The sequence below is a fragment of the Serratia sp. MF1(2023) genome, from assembly GCF_030954545.1.
GTDB classification, from domain to species: Bacteria; Pseudomonadota; Gammaproteobacteria; order Enterobacterales; family Enterobacteriaceae; genus Serratia; species Serratia sarumanii.
This window is the reverse complement of record NZ_JAVHUX010000008.1, coordinates 341,204-365,804: the sequence shown is the minus strand read 5'-3', so window position 1 is coordinate 365,804 and position 24,601 is coordinate 341,204. Positions and strand designations below refer to the sequence as shown.

General features: G+C 61.1%; 27 protein-coding genes. 8 read left to right on the top strand and 19 right to left on the bottom strand.

All coding sequences use genetic code 11. The features are described from left to right. The first annotated feature begins 134 nt into the window (after positions 1–134). The 4 genes from REA38_RS04570 to REA38_RS04555 all read left to right on the top strand — a co-directional run bounded on the left by REA38_RS04570 (position 135) and on the right by REA38_RS04555 (position 3,829). Positions 135–1,439 (top strand): PAS domain-containing methyl-accepting chemotaxis protein, encoded by a 1,305-nt coding sequence (locus REA38_RS04570; RefSeq protein ID WP_060438945.1) that lies wholly within the window; start codon positions 135–137, stop codon positions 1,437–1,439. 178 nt (positions 1,440–1,617) lie between these two features. Continuing rightward, positions 1,618–2,187 (top strand): TetR/AcrR family transcriptional regulator, encoded by a 570-nt coding sequence (locus tag REA38_RS04565; RefSeq protein ID WP_033653404.1) that lies wholly within the window; start codon positions 1,618–1,620, stop codon positions 2,185–2,187. 11 nt (positions 2,188–2,198) lie between these two features. Then, positions 2,199–2,837: an N-acetyltransferase gene (locus REA38_RS04560; RefSeq protein WP_308885144.1), complete on the top strand. Its 639-nt coding sequence runs from the start codon at positions 2,199–2,201 to the stop codon at positions 2,835–2,837. After that, positions 2,825–3,829, top strand: coding sequence for a S9 family peptidase (locus REA38_RS04555; RefSeq protein ID WP_033653401.1), 1,005 nt, complete (start codon positions 2,825–2,827; stop codon positions 3,827–3,829). The genes REA38_RS04560 and REA38_RS04555 overlap by 13 nt, the downstream gene beginning before the upstream one ends. Here the strand turns inward: REA38_RS04555 and ybiO are convergent. From ybiO to dps, 6 genes are all read right to left on the bottom strand, one after another. Next, positions 3,826–6,054 (bottom strand): mechanosensitive channel protein, encoded by a 2,229-nt coding sequence (gene ybiO / locus REA38_RS04550; protein WP_308885140.1) that lies wholly within the window; start codon positions 6,052–6,054, stop codon positions 3,826–3,828. The genes REA38_RS04555 and ybiO overlap by 4 nt on opposite strands. A 154-nt stretch (positions 6,055–6,208) precedes the next feature. Next, positions 6,209–6,931: a glutamine ABC transporter ATP-binding protein GlnQ gene (gene glnQ / locus REA38_RS04545; protein ID WP_004939230.1), complete on the bottom strand. Its 723-nt coding sequence runs from the start codon at positions 6,929–6,931 to the stop codon at positions 6,209–6,211. Continuing rightward, positions 6,928–7,587, bottom strand: coding sequence for a glutamine ABC transporter permease GlnP (gene glnP / locus REA38_RS04540; RefSeq protein ID WP_004939229.1), 660 nt, complete (start codon positions 7,585–7,587; stop codon positions 6,928–6,930). The genes glnQ and glnP overlap by 4 nt, the downstream gene beginning before the upstream one ends. Before the next feature lie 101 nt (positions 7,588–7,688). Continuing rightward, on the bottom strand, positions 7,689–8,432 hold the full coding sequence (gene glnH, locus REA38_RS04535) for a glutamine ABC transporter substrate-binding protein GlnH (RefSeq protein ID WP_004939223.1): 744 nt from the start codon (positions 8,430–8,432) through the stop codon (positions 7,689–7,691). Positions 8,433–8,770: 338 nt separating this feature from the next. Continuing rightward, positions 8,771–9,037, bottom strand: a complete 267-nt coding sequence (locus REA38_RS04530; protein ID WP_033637659.1) for a DksA/TraR family C4-type zinc finger protein — start codon at positions 9,035–9,037, stop codon at positions 8,771–8,773. Positions 9,038–9,177: 140 nt separating this feature from the next. Then, positions 9,178–9,681: a DNA starvation/stationary phase protection protein Dps gene (dps, locus tag REA38_RS04525; RefSeq protein ID WP_004939215.1), complete on the bottom strand. Its 504-nt coding sequence runs from the start codon at positions 9,679–9,681 to the stop codon at positions 9,178–9,180. A 355-nt stretch (positions 9,682–10,036) separates the two neighbouring features. Between dps and REA38_RS04520 the strand changes: the two genes are divergently transcribed. Continuing rightward, entirely contained in the window at positions 10,037–10,588 is a 552-nt protein-coding gene (locus tag REA38_RS04520; protein WP_126192945.1) for an AAA family ATPase, read from the top strand. On the opposite strand, the gene REA38_RS04515 is transcribed toward REA38_RS04520, so the two are convergent. Further along, positions 10,570–11,037 carry a YhcH/YjgK/YiaL family protein gene (locus REA38_RS04515; protein WP_033646871.1) on the bottom strand — a complete coding sequence of 156 codons (468 nt, stop codon included), beginning with the start codon at positions 11,035–11,037 and terminating at the stop codon, positions 10,570–10,572. The genes REA38_RS04520 and REA38_RS04515 overlap by 19 nt on opposite strands. A 141-nt stretch (positions 11,038–11,178) precedes the next feature. Continuing rightward, positions 11,179–12,066 carry a threonine/homoserine exporter RhtA gene (rhtA, locus tag REA38_RS04510; protein ID WP_004939202.1) on the bottom strand — a complete coding sequence of 296 codons (888 nt, stop codon included), beginning with the start codon at positions 12,064–12,066 and terminating at the stop codon, positions 11,179–11,181. A 400-nt stretch (positions 12,067–12,466) separates the two neighbouring features. Here rhtA and ompX point away from each other — a divergent pair, with 400 nt between their 5' ends. Then, entirely contained in the window at positions 12,467–12,985 is a 519-nt protein-coding gene (gene ompX, locus REA38_RS04505) for an outer membrane protein OmpX (protein WP_033637662.1), read from the top strand. Positions 12,986–13,072: 87 nt separating this feature from the next. Here the strand turns inward: ompX and REA38_RS04500 are convergent, their stop codons facing one another. Continuing rightward, on the bottom strand, positions 13,073–14,056 hold the full coding sequence (locus tag REA38_RS04500) for a nitrilase family protein (protein WP_033637663.1): 984 nt from the start codon (positions 14,054–14,056) through the stop codon (positions 13,073–13,075). Positions 14,057–14,147: 91 nt separating this feature from the next. On the opposite strand from REA38_RS04500, the gene REA38_RS04495 reads away from it, so the two are divergent. After that, on the top strand, positions 14,148–15,020 hold the full coding sequence (locus REA38_RS04495; protein ID WP_060428004.1) for a LysR family transcriptional regulator: 873 nt from the start codon (positions 14,148–14,150) through the stop codon (positions 15,018–15,020). 3 nt (positions 15,021–15,023) lie between these two features. Here REA38_RS04495 and REA38_RS04490 read toward each other — a convergent pair whose 3' ends face one another. The 6 genes from REA38_RS04490 to ltnD all read right to left on the bottom strand — a co-directional run bounded on the left by REA38_RS04490 (position 15,024) and on the right by ltnD (position 20,676). Further along, a complete protein-coding gene (locus REA38_RS04490) occupies positions 15,024–15,554 on the bottom strand; it encodes a GNAT family N-acetyltransferase (RefSeq protein ID WP_033637665.1) in 531 nt (176 codons plus the stop codon). A gap of 63 nt (positions 15,555–15,617) precedes the next feature. After that, entirely contained in the window at positions 15,618–16,988 is a 1,371-nt protein-coding gene (locus tag REA38_RS04485; RefSeq protein WP_033646865.1) for a GntP family transporter, read from the bottom strand. Positions 16,989–17,093: 105 nt separating this feature from the next. After that, positions 17,094–17,870, bottom strand: coding sequence for a 2-oxo-tetronate isomerase (gene otnI, locus REA38_RS04480; protein ID WP_308885138.1), 777 nt, complete (start codon positions 17,868–17,870; stop codon positions 17,094–17,096). Positions 17,871–17,873: 3 nt separating this feature from the next. Then, entirely contained in the window at positions 17,874–18,506 is a 633-nt protein-coding gene (locus tag REA38_RS04475; protein ID WP_033637668.1) for an aldolase, read from the bottom strand. Continuing rightward, positions 18,503–19,762, bottom strand: a complete 1,260-nt coding sequence (gene otnK / locus REA38_RS04470; protein ID WP_308885137.1) for a 3-oxo-tetronate kinase — start codon at positions 19,760–19,762, stop codon at positions 18,503–18,505. Before otnK ends, REA38_RS04475 begins: the two co-directional genes overlap by 4 nt. Beyond that, complete coding sequence (ltnD, locus tag REA38_RS04465) at positions 19,762–20,676, bottom strand: L-threonate dehydrogenase (RefSeq protein WP_308885135.1); 915 nt, start codon at positions 20,674–20,676, stop codon at positions 19,762–19,764. The genes otnK and ltnD overlap by 1 nt, the downstream gene beginning before the upstream one ends. Before the next feature lie 283 nt (positions 20,677–20,959). Here ltnD and ygbI point away from each other — a divergent pair, with 283 nt between their 5' ends. After that, positions 20,960–21,730 carry a DNA-binding transcriptional repressor YgbI gene (gene ygbI / locus REA38_RS04460; RefSeq protein ID WP_033637671.1) on the top strand — a complete coding sequence of 257 codons (771 nt, stop codon included), beginning with the start codon at positions 20,960–20,962 and terminating at the stop codon, positions 21,728–21,730. Between the two features lie 77 nt (positions 21,731–21,807). Here the strand turns inward: ygbI and REA38_RS04455 are convergent, their stop codons facing one another. From REA38_RS04455 to REA38_RS04440, 4 genes are all read right to left on the bottom strand, one after another. Continuing rightward, complete coding sequence (locus tag REA38_RS04455; RefSeq protein WP_041034124.1) at positions 21,808–22,407, bottom strand: hypothetical protein; 600 nt, start codon at positions 22,405–22,407, stop codon at positions 21,808–21,810. A gap of 122 nt (positions 22,408–22,529) precedes the next feature. Then, on the bottom strand, positions 22,530–23,297 hold the full coding sequence (locus tag REA38_RS04450; protein WP_033637672.1) for a molybdopterin-dependent oxidoreductase: 768 nt from the start codon (positions 23,295–23,297) through the stop codon (positions 22,530–22,532). Continuing rightward, on the bottom strand, positions 23,290–23,895 hold the full coding sequence (locus REA38_RS04445) for a cytochrome b/b6 domain-containing protein (protein WP_308885132.1): 606 nt from the start codon (positions 23,893–23,895) through the stop codon (positions 23,290–23,292). Before REA38_RS04445 ends, REA38_RS04450 begins: the two co-directional genes overlap by 8 nt. Before the next feature lie 12 nt (positions 23,896–23,907). After that, positions 23,908–24,534: a hypothetical protein gene (locus REA38_RS04440; RefSeq protein ID WP_033653393.1), complete on the bottom strand. Its 627-nt coding sequence runs from the start codon at positions 24,532–24,534 to the stop codon at positions 23,908–23,910. Between the last annotated feature and the right edge of the window lie 67 nt (positions 24,535–24,601).

The following is a 24,601-nucleotide window of genomic DNA, read 5'->3' as shown; positions in this document are numbered from 1 at the left end:
ATCCGGTTAATAGCAATAACCAGAAGGAACGGCGCTGCCCGTTCCTTCCGCGATGGCACGTCTGCGTGTGGGCGCGGCATGTGGCCAGGCAAAAATAAGAAAAGCGCCATCATCTGCCACAAGGACTACACCTTATGCTGTTACGATTCAGTCAGTTAACTACCCACAAAGGCGCCGAACTGAGCGCGATAGAACACGCCGTTCCGATGATCGTATTCTCGCCCGATGGCACGGTATTGCGCGCCAACGATCTTTTCCTCAACACGCTGGGATTTCAACGCGGTGACGTGATTGGCCGGCATCACCGTATTTTCTGCGATCCGAACTATGTCGCCAGCCCGCTATACCGCAAACATTGGGAGACGCTGAATAAGGGCCAACCCATCACGGACACCATAAAGCGCATCGCGAAAAACGGCGAGGCGGTGTGGCTGCAAGGCACCTATGCGCCGGTGCTGAATAAACAGGGTAAGGTGGTGGAGATCGTCAAGATCGCCAGCGAAGTGACCGAGCGAGTGACCCAGGCGCAGGAGCATCGCAGCCTGCTGGCGGCGCTGAATCGATCGATGGCGATGATCGCTTTCACGCCGCAGGGCACCATCGTCAGCGCCAACGACAATATGCTGGCACTGATGGGCTATCGGCTGGAAGAGGCGTGCGGGCAGTCGCATGCGGTGCTGTGCCCGCCGGAGTTCGCCAATTCCGACGATTATCGGCGGCATTGGCAGCGCCTGGCGCGCGGCGAGTTCATCACCGGGCGTTTTGAGCGCCTCAACCGGCGCGGCGAACGGGTATGGCTGGAGGCCAGTTACAACCCGATCCTCGACAACGAAGGCCAGGTGGTGAAGGTGGTGAAGATTGCCCAGGACATCACCCGGCTGATGCAACAGCAGCAGCATGAAGAAGAGATGGTGCGCAACGCGCATCATCTGTCGCTCGATACCGACCGGCAGGCGGCGCAGGGCGCGATCATCGTGCAGCAGGCGGTGAAAGGCATGCAGCAGGTCGAAGCGGCGGCGCGCGAAACCTCGGACGTGGTCACCGAGCTGGGCAAGTGTTCTCAGCAGATCGGCACCATTGTCGAAGCCATTCGTAAAATCGCTTCCCAAACCAACCTGCTGGCGATTAACGCCTCGATCGAAGCCGCCCACGCCGGCGAGCACGGGCGCGGTTTTGCGGTGGTGGCCAACGAAGTGCGCACGCTGGCGGAACAGTCGCGCAAGGCGGCGACCGAGATCGAACGCATGACCAAGTCTATCCAGCAAGGCGTGGCGGCGGCGATTGCCGGCATGGCAACCTGCGTGGAGCAGGCCGGCGGCGGCGTGGCGCTGACCCATGACGCCGGTGAAGTGATCAACCAGGTCAACATCGGCATGCACGACGTGGTGAAGCTGATGCAGGCGTTTGCATCGGTGAAGCAGAGCGACGCGCTGCACTGACTTTTCATCGCGCCGCCCGCCGAAAACGGGGGCGGCGTTTTTATCTTCCCGCCGATTCGCACGCCGTTGAGCCGTGGTTCAATTTTTCCGGCCTATGCTATCCTTAAATATGAACGAACGTTCGTTCATATTCACTCGATGGCGCCAGGCGCCCCCTTCACCGTTTCGGGAGCTGCCGATGGGAAACCGAGAAAAGATTGTCGAGGCCGCGCTGCACAGCTTTACCCATAGGGGATTTCACCAGACCAGCATGCGGGATATCGCGCAGGCGGCGGGCGTCAGCGTCGGCAACCTCTATAACCACTTTACCGGCAAGGAAGCGTTGATCGGCGAGATCGCGCTGCTGGAAAACGGCGTATTCGCCGAGTTTGCCGCCGGGCTGCGGGCCGACAGAACGCGGCCGAAGCAGGCGCTGTCGGCCTTTTTCACCGCCTATCACGCCTTTGTCGCCGAGCCGGCCAATGTGCAGCTGTCGGCTGAGATCGTGGCGGAGGTGGCGCGCAACCCGGCGTTGGCCGAGCCGTTCAGCGCCAACCAGCGGCAGCTGATTGAGGCGCTGGCGACGGTTATCGCCGAGGCTCAGCAAACCGGTGAGATCGCACCGGCGATAGCGCCGTTGCCGCTCGCGCAGCTGGTGCTGGACGCGATCGAAAGTCAGGCCTGGCGGCAGGCGATCTTTACGTCGCCTGCGCCGGAGGAGACCACGCCGGTGCGGCTGTTGGAACAGCTGCTCTACCGGCATCCCTAGTCGAGGTGGATATGCTGCACATTGAGCCGTACCGCGATGCTGACCGCCTGCAAACGGCGGCGCTGATCTACGCCGCGTTCTGCGACAAGTTTCAGCGCGCGCGCCGTCTGAGCGCCCGCCTTCAGTGGCGTTTGTTCTATCGGCTATGGAGTTGGAAGCAAGGCGGTAGCCGGGAGCACAGCTTTGTGGTGAAGCAGGATGAACAGGTGGTGGCGGCCTTTGCCCTCAATGCGGCCGCTGGCGAGAACAGCGCCGGGCGGTGTCCGCGCACCTTGCCGATTTGGCGGCTGTGCCGCCGCTATGGCTGGCTGAACGTTTGGCGCATGTATCTGCAAATGGCGGTGTTGCGGCACACCCCGGCGGCCGATGAACTGTATCTCTCTTACCTGGCGGTGGCCGAGAGTCAGCGTGGCAAAGGGGTGGGCAAGCGGCTGCTGCAGTGGATGAACGACTACGCTGCCGGGCAAGGCGCGGGCCGACGCCTGAGCCTGCACGTCAGCCGGCGCAACGTGGATGCGCTGCGCCTGTATCGGCGCTGCGGTTTTCAGGTGCGGCGAGAAGAGCATTACGCTGCGTTGGGATGGCTGTTCGGCCAGGCCGACTGGGTGTTGATGGAGAGACGCTGCGGGGAGGCGACGTGCGCAAAATAGGATTGTGCAGCGTGGCGCTGCTCCTGCTGGCGCTCGGCTGGGTCATTTACGTCAACGACTTTCGTTTTGTCACTGAACCGGTCACGGTGACCGCCGGCGGCAACCGGCTGACCGGCACGCTGGTGTTGCCGCAGCATGCGCCGGTCAAGCCCGGCGTCGTGGTGTTCGTACACGGTGATGGGCCGGCTAACGCCAGCCGCGACGAAGGCTATTACGGCATTTGGGAGGCGATGGCGCAGCAGGGCTACGCGGTTTTATCCTTCGATAAGCCGGGCGTTGGCGGCTCCGGCGGCAACTGGCTGCATCAGACCATGGCGGATCGCGCGCGGGAAACCGCCGATATCATCGACTGGGCCCGGCGGGACGGGCGCTTCGATGCGCGCTGCGTGGGGCTGTGGGGCACCAGCCAGGCGGGGTGGGTGATGCCGGCGGTGGCGCGTTTGCGCCCCGACATCGCCTTCACGCTGGCGCTGGCGCCGGCGATCAACTGGCTGCGGCAAGGGCGTTATAACACCCGGGCGGCGATGGCGGCGGCAGGGGATGATGAAGCGCTGATCCAGGCGCGCGAGGCGCATTGGCGCCACATTCAGACGCTGCTCGAACAGCCGGACGGCTACGCGCAGTACCGCCGCGAGTATGGCGCCGCCGCTGCATTGAGCGCCGACCGCTGGCGCTTTATCCGCGCTAACATGGCCAGCGACGCGACGGCGGAATTGCGGCATTTCACCACGCCGGTGCACCTGATCCTGGGCGGGCGCGACGTCAACGTGGACGCGGACGAAACCGAGCGCGTGTATCGGCAAACGATCCCGGCCTCGCTGCTGACGGTGACGCGCATCGACGAGGCCGATCATGTGATGATCAAACCGCTGTTCGCCCGCCATCCATGGCTGATCAACGTGGTTGGCCTGTTTGCGCCGCGCTCGGTGCAATACGACGCCTACCGACAGGACGTGGCGGCCTTTCTGGCCGCTCAGCCCTGCGGGCGCTAACCGCCGGGGACCGAGGGCGGCGCCTGTTCTTCGTGCAGCTGCGGCGCGCGGGAGATCTGCATCGCCTGCTGCGGCATGCCGATGCCGGCCCGATCAAAATGGATTTTCACCAGCCGATCGAGGGCGTACTGCACCACCCACTGTTTCAGCGCCTGCGTGCGCACCGTTACGCGGGTGGTGAACGAGCGGTCGCCCAGCGCCACCACGCCGTTGAAGACCGGCTCGCCAATCAGGAAATGCTTCACCTGTTCATCCTGCTTCAGCGCCGCGACGGCCTGATGCAGCACCTCATTGACCCGATCGATGTCCTCGTCGCGGCTGACGGTGTAGTTGGCGCGGTATACCCCGAATTCGCGCGCATAGTTGGCCAGCGTGGTGATCGAGGAGTACGGCACGATGTGGTAGACGCCGTAGTCGTCGCGCAGGCCGATCGAGCGGATGGTCATGCGCTCCACGGTGCCGGTGATGCCGCTGACGGTGACATATTCGCCGGTGTTCATGCCGTTTTCGAACTGGATGAACACGCCGGTGATCACGTCTTTCACCAGCGTCTGGGCGCCGAAGCTGATGGCCAGCCCCAGCGCGCCGGCGCCAGCCAGCAGCGGCGCGATGTTCAGCCCCACCTGCGACAGCACGATCATCACGGTAATGGTGCTGATAACGATGGCCAGCACGTTGCGAAACAGCGTCAGCAGCGTGCGTTCGCGTGCGCTCGGCCGCACGCCGTTGCTCAGTTCCAGCGCCAGGCGGTGCTCGATGATGCTGGCCATCAGCGTCCAGCTGAAGACGGCGATCAGCAGGATCAGCAGGATATGCACCAGCCCGCCGAGCGTTCGCTGGCCATTTTCGCTGCCCGCCCACTGGTACAGGTTGATCAGGTGCCAGGCATCGAGCAGGAACAGCGTCACCGCCAGCACCACCATCACCCGCAGTATCTTCAGCCCGTTGGGGATGTAGGAGTTGATGCGCCGCTCGAGCATCGGATAGCGCAGATTAACGTCGGTCGGCAGCGAAATGCGGCGGAAAATCCAGCGGGTCAGCATGCCGGACAGCAGAGCGCCGACGCCGACCACCAGCAGGCTTTTCACCGTGGCGCTCATCATAAAGCGCAGGGTGTTGCCGATGTCGAACTGGGACAGCACGAACAACACCAGAAAATAGGCGATCGCCAGCAGATGCCAGATATGCCCCAGGCCGCGCAGGATCGCGCTGAAAAACGCCATCGACCGTTCGGCCAGCAGGTTGATCTGCTGCTGTATCGGCTTGCGGTTGTGCAGGATCAGCCAGATGGCGTACAGCGTCAGCGCCAGCATCACCACCAGGTTGACGGCGGCGGCGGCCGGGTAGCTGATCTGCACCGCCACCACCGGCACCACCACCATCAGGCCGTAGCCGATCAGGCCGCTGAGCCAGGCGAGGCGCGTGTTCCAGTAGCGCGCGCTCTGGTCGCTGAAGGGGAAGGGGCGCAGGTAGTCGAAGTTGGGAGCGAAAATCAGCCGCAGCACCGCTTTGAAAAACTCAATCACCGCGAAGGCGCTGAGAAACAGGGTCTGCAGCCGCAGAATGGTGGCGCTGTCGGCGTGGACGTGGCGGGCGAACAGGTTGCCCGCCGCCAGCGCCAGCAGCAGCACCAGCAGATCGACGGCGAAAGCGCCGAGAATGGCGGCGGGGCGCTTATACCACGGGCCGCGCTGTAGCCGCGCGTTGTGCCCCCAGCTGCCCATGCGTTTGTACAGCGGCGCGATCAGCCGCCGGATCAGGTGGAACAGCGCAAAGGTGACCGCCACCGTCAGCAGAAAGTAACCCAGCGCGCGGAAAAAGCCGGCGGGATTGAAAACGCGCTTCGGGCCGGAGTCGATCAGTTTTTGCAGCGCGCCGAGCTTCTGGTTAAAGGTGCCGATGCCTTCCTGCGCCAGCGAGTTCAGGCTGTCGCTCAGCGTGGCCGGCGTTGATTCCTCCGGCGTTGTTGGGGCGGCGGCGGCGGGGGCGTCGCCGGCGGCCTGTTTCAGGTGGTTGATGAGTGCCGCGCGCGCTTTGTCGTCTTGCAGCAGATCGGCCAGCGCGGCGTAGGCGGCCTTCTGCTGCTCGCTCTTGTCGGCGGGCGCGGGCGGCGCGTTTTGCGCCAGCGCCGGTGGCGCGAAGACGTTCAGGGTCAGCAACAGCAGCAGGAAAAGCAGGTGTTCTCGCAGATGAGAACCTCGTCGGGAGTCTGCGTTTGGCGGCATTGTTCCTCTCTTTGGCGTTCTGTGATCGGCGGATGTCAGAGCAATACGATGAAAAACAATGAATATAGTAGGAAAGGTGGCGCGATGTGGCGTGGGAACGCGTGCGGAATGAAAGCGGCGGGCGCGTGGCGCGCCCGCCGTGAAACCGCCAGGATCAGGATACGTGCTGCAGGAACTCCTGCAGACGCGGGCTTGGCGGATGGTTGATCAGGTCGTGCGGGTTGCCGTCTTCGGCAATCCGGCCCTTATCGATAAAGATCAGGCGCGACGCCACTTTTTCGGCAAAGCCGACTTCGTGGGTGACGATGACCATCGTCATGCCTTCCTCGGCCAGATCCTGCATCACCTTCAGCACTTCGTGGCGCAATTCCGGATCGAGCGCGGAGGTCGGCTCGTCGAACAGCATCATTTTCGGCTTCACCGCCAGCGCGCGCGCAATCGCCACGCGCTGCTGCTGCCCGCCCGACAGTTCGGACGGATAGTGGTGGGCACGCTCCGCCAGACCGACCTTGGCCAGCAGCTCGCGCGCCAGCTTTTCCGCATCGGACTTCTTCGCGCCGCGCACGCGGATCGGGCCGAAGGCGACGTTTTCCAGCGCCGTCAGGTGCGGGAACAGGTAGAACTGCTGGAACACCATGCCGGCTTCCTGGCGGATCAACCGATCGTCCACTTTCGGATCGTTGGCTTTCAGGCCGTCGACGATCAGATCGCCGCTGGTGACCTCTTCCAGCTTGTTGATGCAGCGCAGCAGGGTGGATTTGCCGGAGCCGGACGGCCCGATGATCACCACCACTTCGCCTTTGTCGATCTTCAAATCGATGTTATGCAGCACCTGGGTTTGGCCAAAATGCTTGGAGACGTTTTTAAATTCAATCACAGGATTTTCATCCTTCTTTCCAGACGACGCAGCACGAAGCTCAGCACCAGGGTAATAATCAGATAGATAACCGCCACGGCGCTCCAGATTTCCAGCGCGCGGAAGTTACCGGCAATAATTTCCTGACCCTGACGGGTCAGCTCCGCCACGCCGATCACGATGAACAGCGAGGTGTCTTTGATGCTGATGATCCACTGGTTGCCCAGCGGCGGCAGCATGCGGCGCAGCGCCAGCGGCATAATGACGTAGCGGATGGTTTCGCGGCGCGACAGGCCGAGCGCCAGGCCGGCCTCGCGGAAACCGTTATGAATCGACAGCACCGCGCCGCGGGTGATTTCCGCAATGTAGGCGCCGGAGTTGATCATGATGGTCACCACCGCCGCGGTGAACGGATCGATGCGCAAATCGGTGAACGCCATCGGCAAGGCGAAGTAGATGAACATCACCTGCACCACGATCGGCGTGCCGCGGATCACTTCGATAAACACCAACGCGATGTGGTTGGCGATCCAACCGCCGTAGGTGCGGGCAAAGCCGGCGACGAGGCCGATGATCAGGCCGCCAATCAGACCGAGGACCGAAATCCACAGGGTCATTTTGGCGCCCTCTAACAAGATAGGAATGGCGGGCCAGATGGCGCTCCAGTCGAACTGCATGATATTTCTCCCGGTGATCCCGAACGTGGGTATCAGATACAACGAAGCGCAGGGGGTAAGCGCCCCCTGTGCTTAAGTTAATAGCTTGCCAAATTCACAACTTACTTAGGTTCGGTGCCGAACCACTTCTTGTAGATCTCGTTATAGGTGCCGTTCTCACGCAGGGTCTTCAGCGCGCCGTTCACCTTCTCGCGCAGCTCGTCGCTGCCTTTAGGGAAGGCGATGCCATACTGCTGTGCTTCCAGCGAATCGCCTACGGTTTTGAATTTGCCGGCGCCGGCCGTCTTGATGAAGTACAGGATGTTTGGCGTGTCGTGCAGCACCGCATCGGCGCGCTTGGTGCCCAGCTCCATGTAGGCGTTGTCGATGTTAGGGAACTGACGCAGATCCTTGGTTTTGATGTGCTGCTTGGCGTAATCCACCGAGCCGGTGCCGCTCTTCACCGCCACCACTTTGCCGTTCAGATCGTCGATGCTTTTCACGCTGTTGTTGTCGGCGTTGACCATCACCAGCAGGCCGCTCTTGTAGTAGCCGTCGGAGAAGTCGATGGCTTTCTTGCGCTCATCGGTGATGGTGATGCCGGCCAGCGCCAGATCGACGTTTTTGGTCTGCAGCGCCGGAATGATGCCGCCGAAGTCCATTGGCTTCAGGGTGTAGTCCAGCTTCAGCTCTTTGGCGACGGCGGCCCACAGGTCGATGTCGAAGCCGACGTATTTGTCGCCTTGTTTGAACTCAAAAGGAACGAAAGCGGTGTCGGTGGCGACCACCAGTTTGTCTGCTGCGTGGGAACTTACGGCAAAGGCCAGAGAGAGTGCGGCCAGGGAGACTTTAAAAATCGACTTCATGAGAGGAATTCCTGTACAGGTTGCGGATTACCCATTTTTTATATTGCAGTTGGTGCCATGAAAAAATCGTGCCATGTTTTCAACTACTATAAAAACAAAGAGTTATTGCGTGATGTTGTGCCGTAAAGGCGAATTGTTATGGTTATGCACCAACGTGAGGCACCAAAGTGGTGCGTAAGAATTATCTTGGTGCACGGGGCTATCATTAACCAAACTTTGGCTGTGAAACAACCGTTCTTTAACGTTTTTGCTTCAATATTGATAACTAACTCTAACTTTCATGATGCACTGACGGTGCAAGCGGAGCCGCGAGCGGCGAAAAGGGGGGGCAGATAATGCTAGCGCAACTGGCTGTCTTTGCTGCCGCGCCGGTTATACAGGCTGGCGGCCGCGTGTTTTTTGTCTTGTTCGGTCTGGCAGGCGAGGCAAAAACGCACGCCGGTTAACGCCTTGCGGCGCGCCTCGGGGATCGGCTCTCCACATTCCTGGCAATAGCGCTCGCTCTCGCCGTGCCCGAGCGCTTCACGCGCGCGCTGCACCGCATCGTCGACGGTGGAATCAATCTGATCTTGTACGGCGCCGTCCGCCGCCCAGCCGCTGGCCATCATTACCTCCTGACAAAGGAACCTTACCGTTTAATATGGGCCGTTTTTTGTACAATGCAACGGCCGCGCAAAAGAAAACAGGCCGGGCGAAGCCCAGCCTGTTCTGCCCGGAACGACGGGCGCTCTGCAACTTTTTAGCGTTATTCGATGTTGGATTCGATGAACCACAGGAACTTGTCCAGATCGCGCGAGGCGGCGGTGAACATGTCGGCGGTATCTTCGTCTTCCACTTCGGTAATGGCTTTACGGATGTCATTCGCGACCGCGCCGTAGCGATCGGCCAGCGCTTTCAGGTGCTCTTGCACGCTGTGGATATTGGTCGGATAGCTTTTCAGCGGCGTCCGATCGTTAACCACCTGTACGGTGCCCAGTGCCACGCCGCCCAGTTGCACCACGCGTTCGGCGAAGGTGTCCTGATGCTCGATGATGGCGGTGCGGAAGCCGTCCAGCATTTCATGGACCGCGATGAAGTTTGCGCCGCGCATGTTCCAGTGCGCCTGCTTGGTGATCAACGAAAGATCGATGAATTGCACGACCTGATGGTTCAGCGCCTTGATGGCGGCCAGTTTGACTTTTTCGTCCAGATCGTTACGGGTATACAGCAGATCAGAAGATTTCGTTTTCACCAGTTTAGCGGTACTCATATCAGATATCCTCTTGATTAGTCGTTGTCCTATTTCGTTACGGGATCAATTATAGCAGGGGTATTTATTTTTGCCGCACGAAAATGGCTATTGCACAAATAGGAATGGCCGAATGGCACTATTTTTATTTGTTTTTTGTTTTTGTGTAACTTTATGAAAGTTATTGTTATTTTAATTTAAGTTATTATTTATGTCAGTGAAGATTTACCCCTGTTATTTTATTTTCTGGCGGCATGCGGGTTCGGCTAAATATTTGCTTTGTTATCGGGGTGTTAATTTCAAGCCTATTCAGATTGATAGCCGTAATTGATGCGGATAAAGTAAGGGAATTAACCCCGGTCTTTATTGGCGAATGATGAAAATTAACGTCGTCGGCACCAGCGGCAGCGGTAAAAGCACCCTGGCGCGTCAACTGGCGGAACGGCTTGACGTTCCCTATATCGAGATGGACAGGCTCTATTGGCGGCCCGAGTGGCAGGGGACGCCCGATGATGCGTTTCTGGCGCGGCTTGAGCAGACGCTGGCCGAAGCGGGAGGAGGCTGGGTGCTGGACGGCAACTACAGCCGCACGCAGGCGATCAAGTGGCGCGAGGTCGACTATATCCTGTGGCTGGACTACGGCTTCTGCCGCACGCTGTGGCAGGCCGTGCGCCGCGCGTGCCGGCGCGCGGCCAGCAAAAGCGAGCTGTGGCCGGGCACCGGCAATCGGGAAAGTTTCCGCCGTTCTTTCTTCAGCCGCGAGTCGATCGTGCTGTGGACGATCCGCACTTACTCGAAGAACCGACGAAAATACCTGGCGGAGATGGCCCGTACCGATGCAGGGCGCCGTTTCAAGCGCTTGCGCTCTCCCCGCCAGGCCGCCGATTTTCTACGGACGCTGCCGCAGGTTCACAGCAGCAGGCGGTGATGGATCCTCACTACCGCTTTCTTGATGTGCTGCGGCCGCTGCCACAGGCAGCCGGTTTTGTGCGCTTCCATCTGGAAAAAGATCGCGAACATGCCGTGTGTCATGTGCAGCGTTTGCGGGTGGCGTTTGATGTCCAGCAGCAGCAGGTCGCTATTTTCCGCGTGGGGATGTTCGCGGTGCCAGTCGCCCGCCAGGCCGTATTCGATGCGTTCTTCGCCGCTGATCAGCAGATGCAGCGCGATGTACTCCTGATGCATTTCGGCGCGCTTTTCCGCCGCCGGCACGGTGGTCAGCGTCATCACGTCCATAAAGATGTTGTCGCCGTCGATCGGGTGATGGCCCAGCGCCAGTTCGGGCAGGTCGCATCGGCGTAACTCAGTCAGGGTTGAAACCAGCGCCGGCGCGAGTCCGCGGCCGAAGCGGGGGTTGAACAGGCTGTTGTGAATCACTGTTATTCTCCATGTGAGCGAAAGTCCAAAGAGCCTGCGATACAGGCTAAGGGGAAGTATGCCGATTTGTCACGAGGAAAACAGTTAACCCGCCTGCATTCCGACGTTGCGGTCGGCAGGCGAGTCAGGCGAGTCAGGCGATCAGGAAAGGCTTTCGAGGCGCGGCTTGGGGCGAATGGTCAGGGCGGAGCCCATGGAGGCTGCGATAATCGCCGCCAGCGCCAGCCATTGCACGCCGCTCAGGTGTTCGCCGAGGAACAGCATGCCGGACAGCGCCGCCATCGCCGGTTCGAGGCTCATTAAGGTGCCGAAGGTACGCGCCGGAATTTTGGGCAGCGCGATGATCTCCAGCGAATATGGCAGCGCGGTGGAGAGGATCGCCACCGCCAGCGCCACCGGCAGAATATCGAGGTTGAACAGCACGCTGCCGGTTTGCCAGGCGCCGATCGGGCAGAACACCAGCGCGGCGATCAAGGAGCCGAGCGCCACCGTACCGGGGCCGTGATCGCCGCCTGCCTTCTGGCCGAAGATGATATAGACCGCCCAGCAGGCGCCGGCGCCGAGCGCACAGGCGGCACCGAACGGATCGATCCCGCCCACGCCGTGGCCGAGCGGCAACAGGAACCATAACCCGGCGATCGCCAGCGCCACCCAAAGAAAGTCGATCGGCCGGCGCGACGAGAACATAGCCACCGCCAACGGGCCGGTAAACTCCAGCGCCACGGCGATGCCGAGCGGCACGGTGCGCAGCGACAGGTAGAACAGGTAGTTCATCGCGCCGAGCGACAGGCCGTAAATCAGCAGCGGCAAGCGGCTGCCGGCGACGATGCGCATACGCCACGGGCGGAAGATAATGAACAGAATCAGGGTGCCGATGAAAAGGCGCAGCGTCGTAATGCCTTCGGCGCCCACGATCGGGAACAGGCTTTTGGCCAACGAGGCGCCGCTCTGGATAGACACCATGGCGATGATTAACAGACAGATGGGCAGCAGCGCGGAGGGCGCTCTGCCGGAAGTAGATAACGACATCCTTAACGAGCCTTTTTTGCGCCGTTCCTCAGCCTTGAGAAAACGGTCGAAACGGGGATGCGAGCAGTGTAAATGAAATGGCGAAAATCTGTCTGAGAAAAGCGCGCATCGCGGTGAAATCCGCCGATCCTCGGATGAGATGTGGCGGATTTGGTCAAAAAGTGCGCTTTTTCTTAAGAATTATCTGGATATTAAATTGGTGATTTTTGTCACAGAAAGCCGTAGAATACGGACGAAAATAGAGCGAAAAGAAGCAGATACACTGTTCTTGAAATCTTCTGTTACACGATATAAAGCTTTAGACACTCATTTCAAGGCAGAGTTTCACGCTAATTTTTGTTATATTTTCAAAGCATGAACAAATGGATGTACTTAATAATAAAACGCGTTTGAGGTGGTTATGAAAAAAATTGCATGTCTTTCCGCAGTAGCAGCTTGCGTATTAGCAGTTAGCGCAGGTACCGCATTCGCTGGTCAGAGCACCGTATCCGCTGGCTATGCGCAGGGTGATCTCCAAGGCGTTGCTAACAAGGCCGACGGTTTCAACCTGAAATACCGTTACGAGTTCGACAACAACCCACTGGGTGTGATCGGCTCCTTCACCCACCTGGAAAAAAATCGTTCTGAAAACGGTTTCTACAAGAAATCTCAGTACGATTCCATCACCGCAGGTCCAGCTTACCGCTTCAACGACTGGGCGAGCATCTACGGTGTGATCGGTGTTGGCTACGGCAAAAACATCGACAACGCCCAGGCTGGTGGTAACAAAGGTGGCAACAGCGACTACGGCTTCACCTACGGTGCCGGTCTGCAGTTCAACCCAATCGAAAACGTTGCCCTGGACGTTGGCTACGAGCAGAGCCGCATCCGCAGCGTGGACGTTGGCAGCTGGAACGTTGGCGTAGGCTACCGCTTCTAAGATTTCTTCATGCCTGCGGGCGTGAATGCGCGGCACAGGTTGCCGCGCGGATAAAAAATCCGCCTTCGGGCGGATTTTTTTTATCTGTCATTGACCGCCGCGCCCCGTCGGCTGCGTCGAAAAGCGTGCGCTGCGGGCATCGCGCTCATAGCCTTGCGGTTCGGTCAGTAAACCGTACAGCTCGGGGCGGCGTCCGTAAATCCAGCGGCGGCCGGTGCTGAGCGGGATCAGCGTCAGATCGAGATCGGCGCTGACCATCCGGTCTTCCGCCGCCCAGGTCTCCGCCACGATGCGGCCGTAGGGATCGAGGATCATCGCATTGCCGGTGCGTACCTCATCGTCATCGCGGCCCACGCCGTTGCTGAACAGCAAAAACAGCCCGTTGTCGTGAGCGCGCGAGGGCAGCCAGCGCATCAGCCAGCCGCGGCCGTGTTCGCCGCGAAAGGCGGCTTCTATCGCCTGCGGATCTTCCGCCCGCCGCTGCCACAGCGCCTGTGGGATCGGCTTCATGCCGTGCGGGCTGCGCGAATGGGTGCCGCCGGTCTGGTGCGGGGCCATCAACACCTCCGCGCCCAGCAGCGCCGTTGCGCGCACATTCTCCACCAGATTATTGTCCCAGCAGATCAATACGCCCACGCGCACGCCCCAGGGGGTGTCGAATACGGTATAGCGATCGCCGCTGGCGATAGCCGGGTGTTCGAAGGCGTGCAGTTTACGGTGCACATGCAGCGCGCCGTCCGGCAGGCATACGGCGTAGGCGTTGTAGCAACGGCCGTCGTCGCCCAGCTCGATCAGCCCGACGCCGATCGCCATGTTGTAACGCTCCGCCAGCGGGCGAATGCGCGCCAGCGAAGGGCTGGCGGCGATCGGTTCCGCCAGCGCCCGCACTTCGGCGTCGGACAGATGGCGCACGTGCCAATAGCCGGTGATGCACATTTCCGGGAAGGCCAGCAGCTGTACCTGCTGCTCGGCCGCCTGAGCGATAAAGCGCTCAATGATCGACAGGTTGTAATTCTTATCGTTGGCGCGATGCTGGAACTGCACCGTGGCGGCGCGCAATGAGATGGTCATGGTGTCTCTCCGGTTAGGGTCTGCGTTGATTACAGCAGGAGGATTGATTACTGTATAATCAATTAAATTCCCTATTTGATAACCTGATGGAATGGACATAAAACAACTGCGCGCCCTGGTGGCGCTGGCCGAGCAGGGCAACTATCGACAGGCGGCGAGCCGGCTGTGCATCAGCCAGCCGGCGCTGAGCAAGCAGATTCAGGCGCTGGAAACCCAGCTCGGCGTTCGATTGTTCGAGCGTGGCCGACAGGGCGCGGTGCTCACCGCCGGCGGGCAGCGGCTCTACCCGGAGGCGCAGGCGCTGGTGGAACAGTACCAGCAGTTTCAGCGGCGCGCCCGGCGGGTGGCGCTCGGGGAAGCGGGGCGGCTGGCGCTGGGATTTGGCCTCTCCAGCTTTCATCTGGCGCCGCAGCTGGTGGCGGCTTTTCGCCAACGGTTTCCCGAGGTGGCGATCGGCCTGGAGGACATCCCGTCGGAGCGGCAGTATCAGTTGCTGTTACAGGGGGAGTTGCAGGCGGGGTTCGTGCGTTTGCCGGTCAATACGCCGCTGTGCGGCGTGGCAATGCTGAGTGACCGGTTGGTGCTGGCCGCGCCGGGCGCGCTGGCGCTGCGCGCCGACGATCTGATGGCGCGTTTCAATCAGCTGCCGCTGTTGCAGTTGACTCCGAAGCGCGGGCGCGGGCTGAGCGATCAGTCGCTGCGGTTTATCGCCGCTCACCGCTTGACGCCGAACGTGGTGCAGCAGGCCGGCGATATTCAGACGCTGTTGGCGCTGGTCGCCGCCGGCGTCGGCGTTGCGCTGCTGCCGCACAGCATCACGCATATCGCGCCGGCCGGCATCGACATTTTACCGCTGAGCGGCGAGGAAACGGAGTGGCAGGTTGGTATCGCCTGGGATCCGCAACGCGCCGACGCGCTGCGGGACAACTTTGTTCAGACGGCGTTGGCGATGCAACGCGGTTAGGTTTTAGAGCGGGCAATGCATCACGACGATCGGGCTCTGGTGATACTCGCTGCGGCGGCTTTCGCTAAAGCCGACTTTTTTCGCCAGCGCCAGCGAAGCCTGGTTTTCCGGCGAGATGATGCAGACGGTTTTCTCCCCCGGCAGGTGCGTTTTACCCCAGGCCAGCGCCGCCCGCAGTGCCTCGGTGGCGTAGCCTTTGCCGTGCGCCGAACTCACCAGCGTCCAGCCCATTTCCGGCGCGTCGAGCGCCGGGGTGATATCGCGCAGGCCGTCGAAGAATCCGATGCTGCCGAGGTATTCGCCGCTCTGTTTGTCACGCACCGCCCAATTTCCATACCCCAACAGCGCCCAGTGGCCGGCGTAGCGCATCAGGCGCCCCCAGGAGTCTTCCCGATCGCGCGGCGTGCCGCCGATATAGCGTACCACCAGCGGATCGGCCCACAATGCGGCCAGCGACTCGAAGTCGTCCAGCCTGTGCGCGTCCAGCCGCAGGCGTTCGGTGACAAGCGTTGGCGCGGTGTTGATTACGGTCATGTTGCTGCTCCTGCACAGGGTGAAAGGCGATGAAAAACAACGGCGTTCAGTATGCCAGAGAAATCACACCGCCAGCCACAACAGCCAGGTGAACAGAAAGCCGCTCAGGCCGAGCAGGGTGGTCAGCACCGTCCAGGTTTTCAGGCCGTCGGCCACCGACAGCCCCAGATAGCGCGTGACGATCCAAAAACCGGAGTCGTTGACGTGGGAAAGCCCCAGCCCGCCGAAACAGGTCGCCAGCGTCACCAGCACCAGCTGCAGCTGATTCAAGCCGCTGACCGCCTCCGACAACAGGCCGCCGGTGGTCAGGATCGCCACGGTGGCGGATCCCTGCGAAGCGCGCAGCGCCAGCGAAATGATAAAGGCGGCGGGCACCAGCGGCAGGCCGATGGCCGTCAGCACCTCCGCCAGCGCCTTGCCGACGCCGGATTCCACCAGCACCTTGCCGAACACGCCGCCCGCGCCGGTCACCAGGATCACCACCGCGGCGGTCGGCAGCGCAGCGCCCATCACGTCGCTGGCGTGTTGCAGGCTCCAGCCGCGGCGCAGCGCCAGGAAGTAGAAGGCCAGCAGCAGGGCGATCATCAGCGCCACCGCCGGCGAGCCCAGCAGCGACAGCGTATCGCGCAGCGCCGAGCCGGCAGGCAACAGCGTAGCGGAGACGGTGCCGAGCATGATGATGGCGATCGGGATGACGATCAGCGCCGCCACCAGGCCGGCGCCGGGCGGGTTGATGCGATCGCTGAGCGGCGCTTGCCCTTCCGGACGCGGTTCAGGCGCCGCCAGCTGCAGCTGTTCCAGTACTTCTATCGATAACGGATAGGTTTTGCGGTTGAGGTAGTTGGCGGCGAAATAGCCGATCGCGCCGACCGGAATACAGATCGCGAGGCCGATGATGGTCAGCCAACCGATGTCGGCGTTGAGCAAACCGGCGGCGGCCACCGGGCCGGGGTGCGGCGGCAGCGCGACGTGAACCGTCAACATCACGCCGGCCATCGGCAGGCCGAACTTCAGCGGCGACACTTTGGCGACCTTGGCGAAGCCGTAGATAATCGGCGCCAGAATGATAAAGCCGACGTCGAAGAACACCGGAATGCCGAGGATAAACGCGGCGAGGGTCAGCGCGGCGACGGTGCGTTTCGGCCCCAGCCCCTGGCTGAAGCGCTGCGCCAGCGACTCGGCGCCGCCCGAGTGTTCGATCATGCGGCCAAGCATCGCCCCCAGGCCGATGATGATGGTCACCGAGCCGAGCACGCCGCCCATCCCGGCGGTCATCACTTTCATCACTTCACCGGTCGGAATGCCGCTGGCCAACGCCACCAGCAGACTGACCACCAACAGCGCGACAAAGGGTTGCACCTTCGCCTTGATGACCATCAATAACAGCAGCACCACGCCGAGTACGGCAATCAGCAATAGCAGAGAGGTAGACATGAAAAAAGCCTTTCGTTGGGTAAGCGTTGGGCACCGCGATCGCCGCGTGGCGATACGGGTGCGTTTCATTGTTATAAAATCGATTTCCTGGTGTCGGCGACGGCGTTAGCGGTAAGGTTTCAGCCAGCCGAGCCCGGCGGCGGTGTCGCCGCGCGGCCGGTATTCGCAACCTACCCAGCCTTGATAACCGAGCGCATCCAGCCTGTCGAACAGCCACGGGTAATTCAGTTCGCCGTCATCCGGCTCATGGCGATCCGGCACCGAGGCTATCTGGATATGCGCGTAGCGCCCGGCCAGCGTTTGCAGCAGCCCGCTGATATTGCCATCTACTAACTGCGCGTGGAAAAAGTCGAACTGAATGAACACGTTCGGTCTCTCGATAGCCGCCACCGCCTCCGCCGCCTGATGTTGACTGGCGAACAGGTAGTCGGGTTTGACCGGTGGGCTGAGCGCTTCGATCAGCACCTTGACGCCGTGCGGGGCGAAGGCGTCGGCGGCATAGCGCGCATTGGCGATAAAGGTGTCGAGATAACGCTGCCGGTCCGCGCCCGCGGGCACCACGCCGGCCATCAGGTGCACGCAGGGGCAGGCGAGGGCGATGGCGTAGGCCAGCGCGCGATCGATATCGGCGCGCGCATCCTGCTCGCGGCCCGGCAGCGCCGCCAGCCCCCATTCGCCGGCGGCGGCATCGCCGGGCGCGGTGTTGAACAGCACCTGTTGCAGGCCGTGTTCGCGTAGTTTTTCCGCCAACAGCTCGGCGGGATGCTCGTAAGGGAACAGGAACTCCACCGCGTTGAAGCCTTGTTCGGCAGCGGCGGCGAAGCGCTCGAGGAACGGCACTTCGTTAAACATCATCGATAAATTGGCGGCAAATTTAGGCATGGGTCAGCTCCGTAATTCGGCAATTTCATCATCGGTCAAATAGCGGATCGGACGATCGCCGAGGGTGAAGATCAGCCGCGCCGCATCTTCCATCTCTTCGGTATTGTCCGCCGCCGCTCGCAGGTCTTTACCCGTCACCACCGGCCCGTGGTTGGCCAGCAAAAAGGCGCGGTGGGTGGGCGCCAGGCGGGCCAGATCCTGCGCCAGCCTTTCGTCGCCGGGGCGATAGTAGGGCACCACCGGCACCTTGCCGACGCGCATCACCACATAGGGGGTGAACGGTTTGATGGCGTTGTCGACGTCCAGCCCCTGCAGGCAAGAGAGCGCCGTGAGGTAGGTGCAATGCAGGTGCACCACCGCTTTGCATTCCGGGTTGTTCAGATACAGCGCGCGGTGAAAGCTGATCTCTTTCGACGGCTTGTCGCCGGACAGCCAGTCGCCGTTCAGGCTCACTTTAGACAGACGATCGGCCTGCAGCTCGCCGAGACAGGAGCCGGTCGGCGTCGCCAGCAGCGCGCCGTCCGGCAGCAACAGCGAGAGGTTGCCGGCTGAGCCGGTGGCGTAACCGCGTTGGAAAAACGAGGCGCCCAGGCGCACCATCTCTTCTCGTGCCTGCTGTTCGATGGTCGTGGTCATACTGGAAACTCCGTTTGCGCGCGCGTGAAGAAGGCTTCATCGCCAAAATTGCCTGATTTCAATGCCAGGGAAATGGCCCGATCGCTGGCGCGCACCCAGGGAACGCCGGGGGAAATGCAGGGGCCGATATGGAAGCCGCGAATGCCCAGCGCCTGCGTGACCACGCCGGAGGTTTCGCCGCCGGCGACGATAAAGCGGCTGAATCCCAACTGGCGCAGTTGCACAACCAGCTCGGCGAACAACGCCTCCACCGCCTCGCTGGCGGCGCTACCGTACTGCCGTTGCGTTTGCTGCAGCGCTTCCGGCGCTGCGGTGGCGTAGATCAACGGGGCAAGCGCCTCCCCGGCGTGACGCTGCGCCCAATGCGCCAGCTCGGCGGCGTAGGCGGCGCGCGCCTGCGGATCGAGACAGCGGCCGATATCGATGGCCTGCGCCGCCGCGCGTTCGCGGTAGTGCGCCACCTGCCGGTTAGTCATGACGGAGCAAGAACCGGACAGCACCGCCGCTTTCTCGCCCTGCGGCGCGCCGGCCGCCTCTGCCGAACGTTCGCCGTTCTGCGCCCACTGCCGCGCCAGGCCGATCGCCAGGCCCGAACCGCCGGTCACCAGCTTCATCGTTTTCAACGCTTCGCCCTGGCTGAGCAGATGCCGTTCGTTGAGCGTATCCAGCACCGCGTAGCGCACGCCTTCCTGCGCCAATTGCCGCAGTTTCTCGCTGACCGCCCCGGCGCCGCGATCCATTTCCGCCGCCGTCACCAGCCCGCAGCGCCCGGTGGCCTGGGATTCCATCAGGCGCAGCAGGTTGCTGTCGGTCATCGGCGTGACCGGGTGATGACGCATGCCGGATTCGGACAGCAGTTGTTCCCCGACGAACAGGTGGCCCTGATAGACCGTGCGGCCGTTTATCGGCAACGCCGGAGATACCACAGTGAAACTTTCCCCCAGCGCGGCGAGCAGGGCGTCGGTCACCGGGCCGATATTGCCCTGCGCGGTGCTGTCGAAAGTGGAGCAGTATTTGAAGTAGAACTGGCGGCAGCCCTGTTTTTGCAGCCAGGCCAGCGCCTGCAACGACAGTTCGACCGCCTGCTCTGCCGGGCAGGAGCGCGATTTCAGGCTGATGACCGCCGCCTGCGCGCTGACCGGCGTTTCGTCTTGCGGCACGCCGTTCAACTGCACCGTCGGCAGGCCGTTTTGCACCAGAAAACTGGCGATATCGGTCGCGCCGGTAAAATCATCCGCGATTACGCCGAGCAGCATCAGATTGCCTCCTTTTTCTGCGGCAAATCGATGCCGGCAAAGATTTTGATTACCGCACTGTCGTCTTCTTTACCGTAACCGGCGTTGCTGGCGGTGGTAAACATGGTGAAGGCGGTGGAGGCCAGCGGCAGCGGGAAGTGCAGCGCCTTGGCGGTATCGGCCACCAGCCCCAGATCCTTGACGAAGATATCCACCGCCGATTTGGGCGCATAGTCGCCGTCGACCACGTGGCGCATGCGATTTTCGAACATCCAGGAGTTGCCGGCGGCGTGGGTGACCACGTCGTACATCACGTCCAGCGGGATGCCGGCGCGGGCGGCCAGCGCCATGGCTTCCGCTCCGGCGGCGATGTGCACCCCGGCCAACAGCTGGTGGATGATTTTAACCGTCGCGCCCAGGCCGATCGCCTCGCCGATGCGGTAAACCTTGCCGGCGATGGCGTCCAGCACGGGTTGCAGGCGCTCGAAGGTGGCGTCGGCGCCGGCGGCCATCACCGTCATCTGGCCTTCCTCCGCCTTGGCCGCTCCGCCGGAAACCGGCGCATCCAGCATCGGCAGCCCGTAGTCCAGCAGCCGTTGCTCGATCTGTTTGGCGTCATCGGCGGAAATGGTCGAAGAGACCATCACCGCGGTGCCCGGCTTGAGCTTTGGCGCCAGGCCTTGTTCGCCGAACAGGATCTGCTTCACCTGGGCGGCGTTCACCACCAGCAGCAGCACGGCGTCCAGTTCGGCGGCGAAATCGCGCGCGCTGGTAGACGCGTGTTTTGCGCCAGCCTGTTGCAGCGCCGCCAGCGCCTGCGGATTCAGGTCCGCCCCGTAGGTGGTCAATCCGGCGCGGAGGCACGAGCGCGCCGCGCCCATGCCCATCGCGCCCAGCCCAATGACGCAGACGGCATAATTCCCTGGGTGTGTCATACTGCACTCCTGTTAATTTTAGTGATAATTTGTTTTGTTGTGTTAAATGTAAGCGCTTGACGGCCGTTTATCCGCGATCGATATCACAATAATTAACAATGTGTGAGACGAATTCTTCGTACGGTTTCTGGCCTGTATCAACATTATTGTTATGTTTTTAAATAAGTTTATGTTTTTCTGGCGTCACTGCGCGCGCCGTCACGCCGCGAAAAATTAGGGCTATCGGCGAACGAAAATTGACGTAAAATCACAATTATTATCACCGCAGCAACGAGAGGGAACCGTGATACCTGTAGAACGCCATCAACAAATTCTTGCGCTGGTATCCGAACGCGGCGTCGTCAGCATTGCCGAGCTGACCGAACGGCTGGGGGTGTCGCATATGACGATCCGCCGCGATTTGCAAAAGCTGGAGGAACAGGGCGCGGTGCAGTCGGTCTCGGGCGGCGTGCAGGCGCCCGAGCGGGTGGCGAGCGAACCTTCGCATCAGGCCAAAGAGGGGATGTTCAGCCGGCAGAAAATCGCCATCGGCCGGCTGGCGGCGCGGCAAATTCCCGCCAATAGCTGTATTTATCTGGATGCCGGCACCACCACGCTGGCGCTGGCGAAGCAGATCGGTGAACGTGACGATTTGACGGTGGTGACCAACGACTTTGTCATCGCCGGCTTCCTGATCGAACACAGCCAGTGCAGAATCATCCACACCGGCGGCACCGTGTGCCGGGAAAACCGCTCCTGCGTCGGCGAAGCGGCGGCGCAGGCGCTGCGCGGTCTGTTTATCGATCTGGCGTTTATCTCCGCCTCTTCGTGGAGCATGCGCGGCCTGTCGACGCCGAACGAAGACAAGGTGATGGTAAAGAAGGCCATCGTCGAGGCCAGCCGCCGCTGCATTCTGCTCAGCGACACCTCGAAATACGGCAAGATCGCGACCTACCTGGCGCTGCCGATCGCCGCCTTTGACGCCGTCATTACCGACGAGGGGCTGCCCGCCGCCGCGCGGGAGGCAATCGAGCAAGCGGGGCTTGCGTTGCTGACGGCAGGGGAAGAAGAGTAAGAACGAACCGGAGTCAGGATGAAAGTTCGGTATCGATGCCACATGCGGGCGGTTCACTTGCTTCAACGCCGCCGCGTTCACGCCATTCGCGGCGCCTTTGTTCCGCCCATTCTTCGTGGAAAGCTTGCATCTCTTTTTGGTGCCGTTCCTTCATGCTCATAGGGGTTGGGTGGGATTCTGCCGTTAACAGGCGGGATTTCGATGACATATAATCCGTCCTCAATAAGCTCCTGGTTGTACAAATAATGTACGCGACGCGCGTGTTTTTTCAAGAGCGAGTCATAAATTCTGGCTAATGCCGGCCTGAGCGGTACGCTGAAAACCAATCTCGCTTGGTATTGCGCAACAAAGGTGACGATCGCCAGACCAATGCCATTAATGAAGAGTTGTTCTCGTTCATATCGGGTGTACGCCATCCTGGTATAGGTATCAAATAAGGATCTGGCTACTTCGGCGCGGACTTCCAATGCTTTTACATCATACAGTTCCATGGCATACGCATTGTCCAATATTTCCGAGGTGGGATAAGCCCCAATAAGCCATTGACGCATCCTTAACGTCGCTTTTTTAAAATCAAGGTAATACGCAGCAGCAGCGCCTGCATTTTTATAAACCGTTATTCGGTATCTATACTCTGTGGCCGGTCGCGCATTGATCTCCCTCACATCAATCTCCATGATGAAATCCTTTTTACTATTATTTTTCCTATAGTTATCCCCTTTGTGACGAACCGATTATTAACTGCGGCGGAGAAGATCCTCCAGCCGCCGATGGAGCTTATGCGCAGCGCCGCGCAAAACTAAATGCCGCTGAACCAGTTGTAGCCCTGATCTTCCCAATAGCCGCCCGGATTGACGTCGCTGACGAAGATGGCGGCGATATGTTTGGCGTTTTTGAACCCCAGCTTGGTGGGCACCCGCAGCCGCAGCGGGTAGCCATAGTCCGCCGGCAGCGCCTTGCCGCCGAAATCCAGCGCCAGAATGGTCTGCGGGTGCAGTGCGGTGGCCATGTCGAGGCTGGAGTAGTAGCGATCGGCGCATTTGAAGCCGACGTAACCGGCATTCAGATCCGCCCCGACGTGCTGCAGAAAGGTGCGCAGCGGCACGCCGCCCCATTGGCCGATGGCGCTCCAGCCCTCAATGCAGATCAGACGCGTGATCTGGCTTTGCTGCGGTAGCCGTTGCAGCTGTTCCAGCGTCCAGGGCGCTTTTTTCTCCACTTTCCCCGCGACCTCAAGCCGGTAGCCGGCCAGATCGATCTCGGGGACGTTGTATTCCGGGTAAAACGCGTTGAAGGGGAAAGGCTGGGTAATCTGATCGGGCCGGTAAGTTTGCGCCAGCCGCTGGCCGCTGAACAGCCAGGCCTGCACCCGGTCGTTCCAGCGCGACATGGCCCACAGCACCTTATCCACCCGATCGCCGTCTTGCAGGTTGCAACCGGTGAGCATGGCGATGCCGCCCAGCGTCAGGCCGGAGCGCAGCATCAGGCGGCGCTGCAGATTGACCAGCTGCTTTTTTTGGTCCGGTTCCAGTTTTGGCGCGGTTGCCCGCGGCTTTTTCTCATTCATGTTTGCCACCCGTTATCATCGCCCACAGCGTTTTGGGCACGACGATCACCATAAAGACGTGGATCGCCACGAACAGGCCAATGCCGACCATGGCGAAGAAATGCACGTAGCGCGCGAAATCGAAGCCGCCAAACAGGGCGACTAATCCCTGCAGCTGAACCGGCTTCCAAATCGCCAGGCCGGACAGCACCAGCAATAGGCCCAGCGTCAGCACGCCGAGGTACATCAGCTTTTGAATGGCGTTGTAGTGGCCATGCCGGTGGCGCAGGCGCAGCGTCAACGCCAGCCAGATATCCTGCCGCAGCGCGCCGACGCGAAGCGGCAACAGATCGCGGCGAAAATGGCCGCTGAACAGGCTCCACAGCAGATAGCAGGCGGCGTTGAGCGCCAATAGCCACATCACCGCCAAATGCCAACCAATCGCGCCGCCCAGCCAACCGCCCAGCGTCATCTGCGGCGGAAAGCGGAAATCGAACAGCGGCGAGGCGTTATAGATCTCCCAGCCGCTCATAAACATGCACACCATGGCGAACAGGTTGATCCAATGAGTGATTCGAACCGGCCAGCGATGCACCGGCCGCGACGCGTTGGTTTTCATGGCTTTCTCCGGTTACATCGGCGGTACGGTGCCGTCTTTGCCGGCGGATATGCGGGTGGCGACGCGCTCGCCCTTATCGTTGACGGCGGAGAACAGGACGATGTGCACGCCCGGCTTCAGCAGGCTCAGATCGCCCGGATCCAGCGTCACGATCGGCACGTCTTCCGGCACGACGACGGTTTTCTGCTGGTTGCCGTAGGTGACGGTCAGGGTGCGGCCGTTGGATTTCACCAGTTTGCCGACGGTGCCGTTGGTCATGGTGTCCACTTTGCCGTCGGCGGATTCCCAGGCCGAGTGCCCTTCGCCGGTGCCGCGCAGGCTGGCGGCGAACACGTGCACCTCCAGCGCTTTGAGCGTGCCGTCCGGCTGCGGCACGGCGGCGGTGCCGATAAAGCTGTCCGGTTTGATGTCGTCCAGCGTGGCCTTGGACACGCTGAGCACTTTGGTCTGATCGTTCAGCTTGACGCTGAGCGTCTCGCCCTTGCGATCGGTCAGCTGCAGATTGCCGTCGGCCACCTGGCTGATGGTGCCGCGCAGCGGCGCGATAACCTTGCCCGGCGTTTGAGCGGCGGCGGCCAGGCCGCTGGACAGCAGCAAGGTGGACAACAGTAAACCGGCTATACGATGACGGGTAATCATAACGTTCTCCTGAAATGAGTTTGCCGGGTAAGCATGGTTGAGCCATTGGGTCAGCGCCATGGCCGTT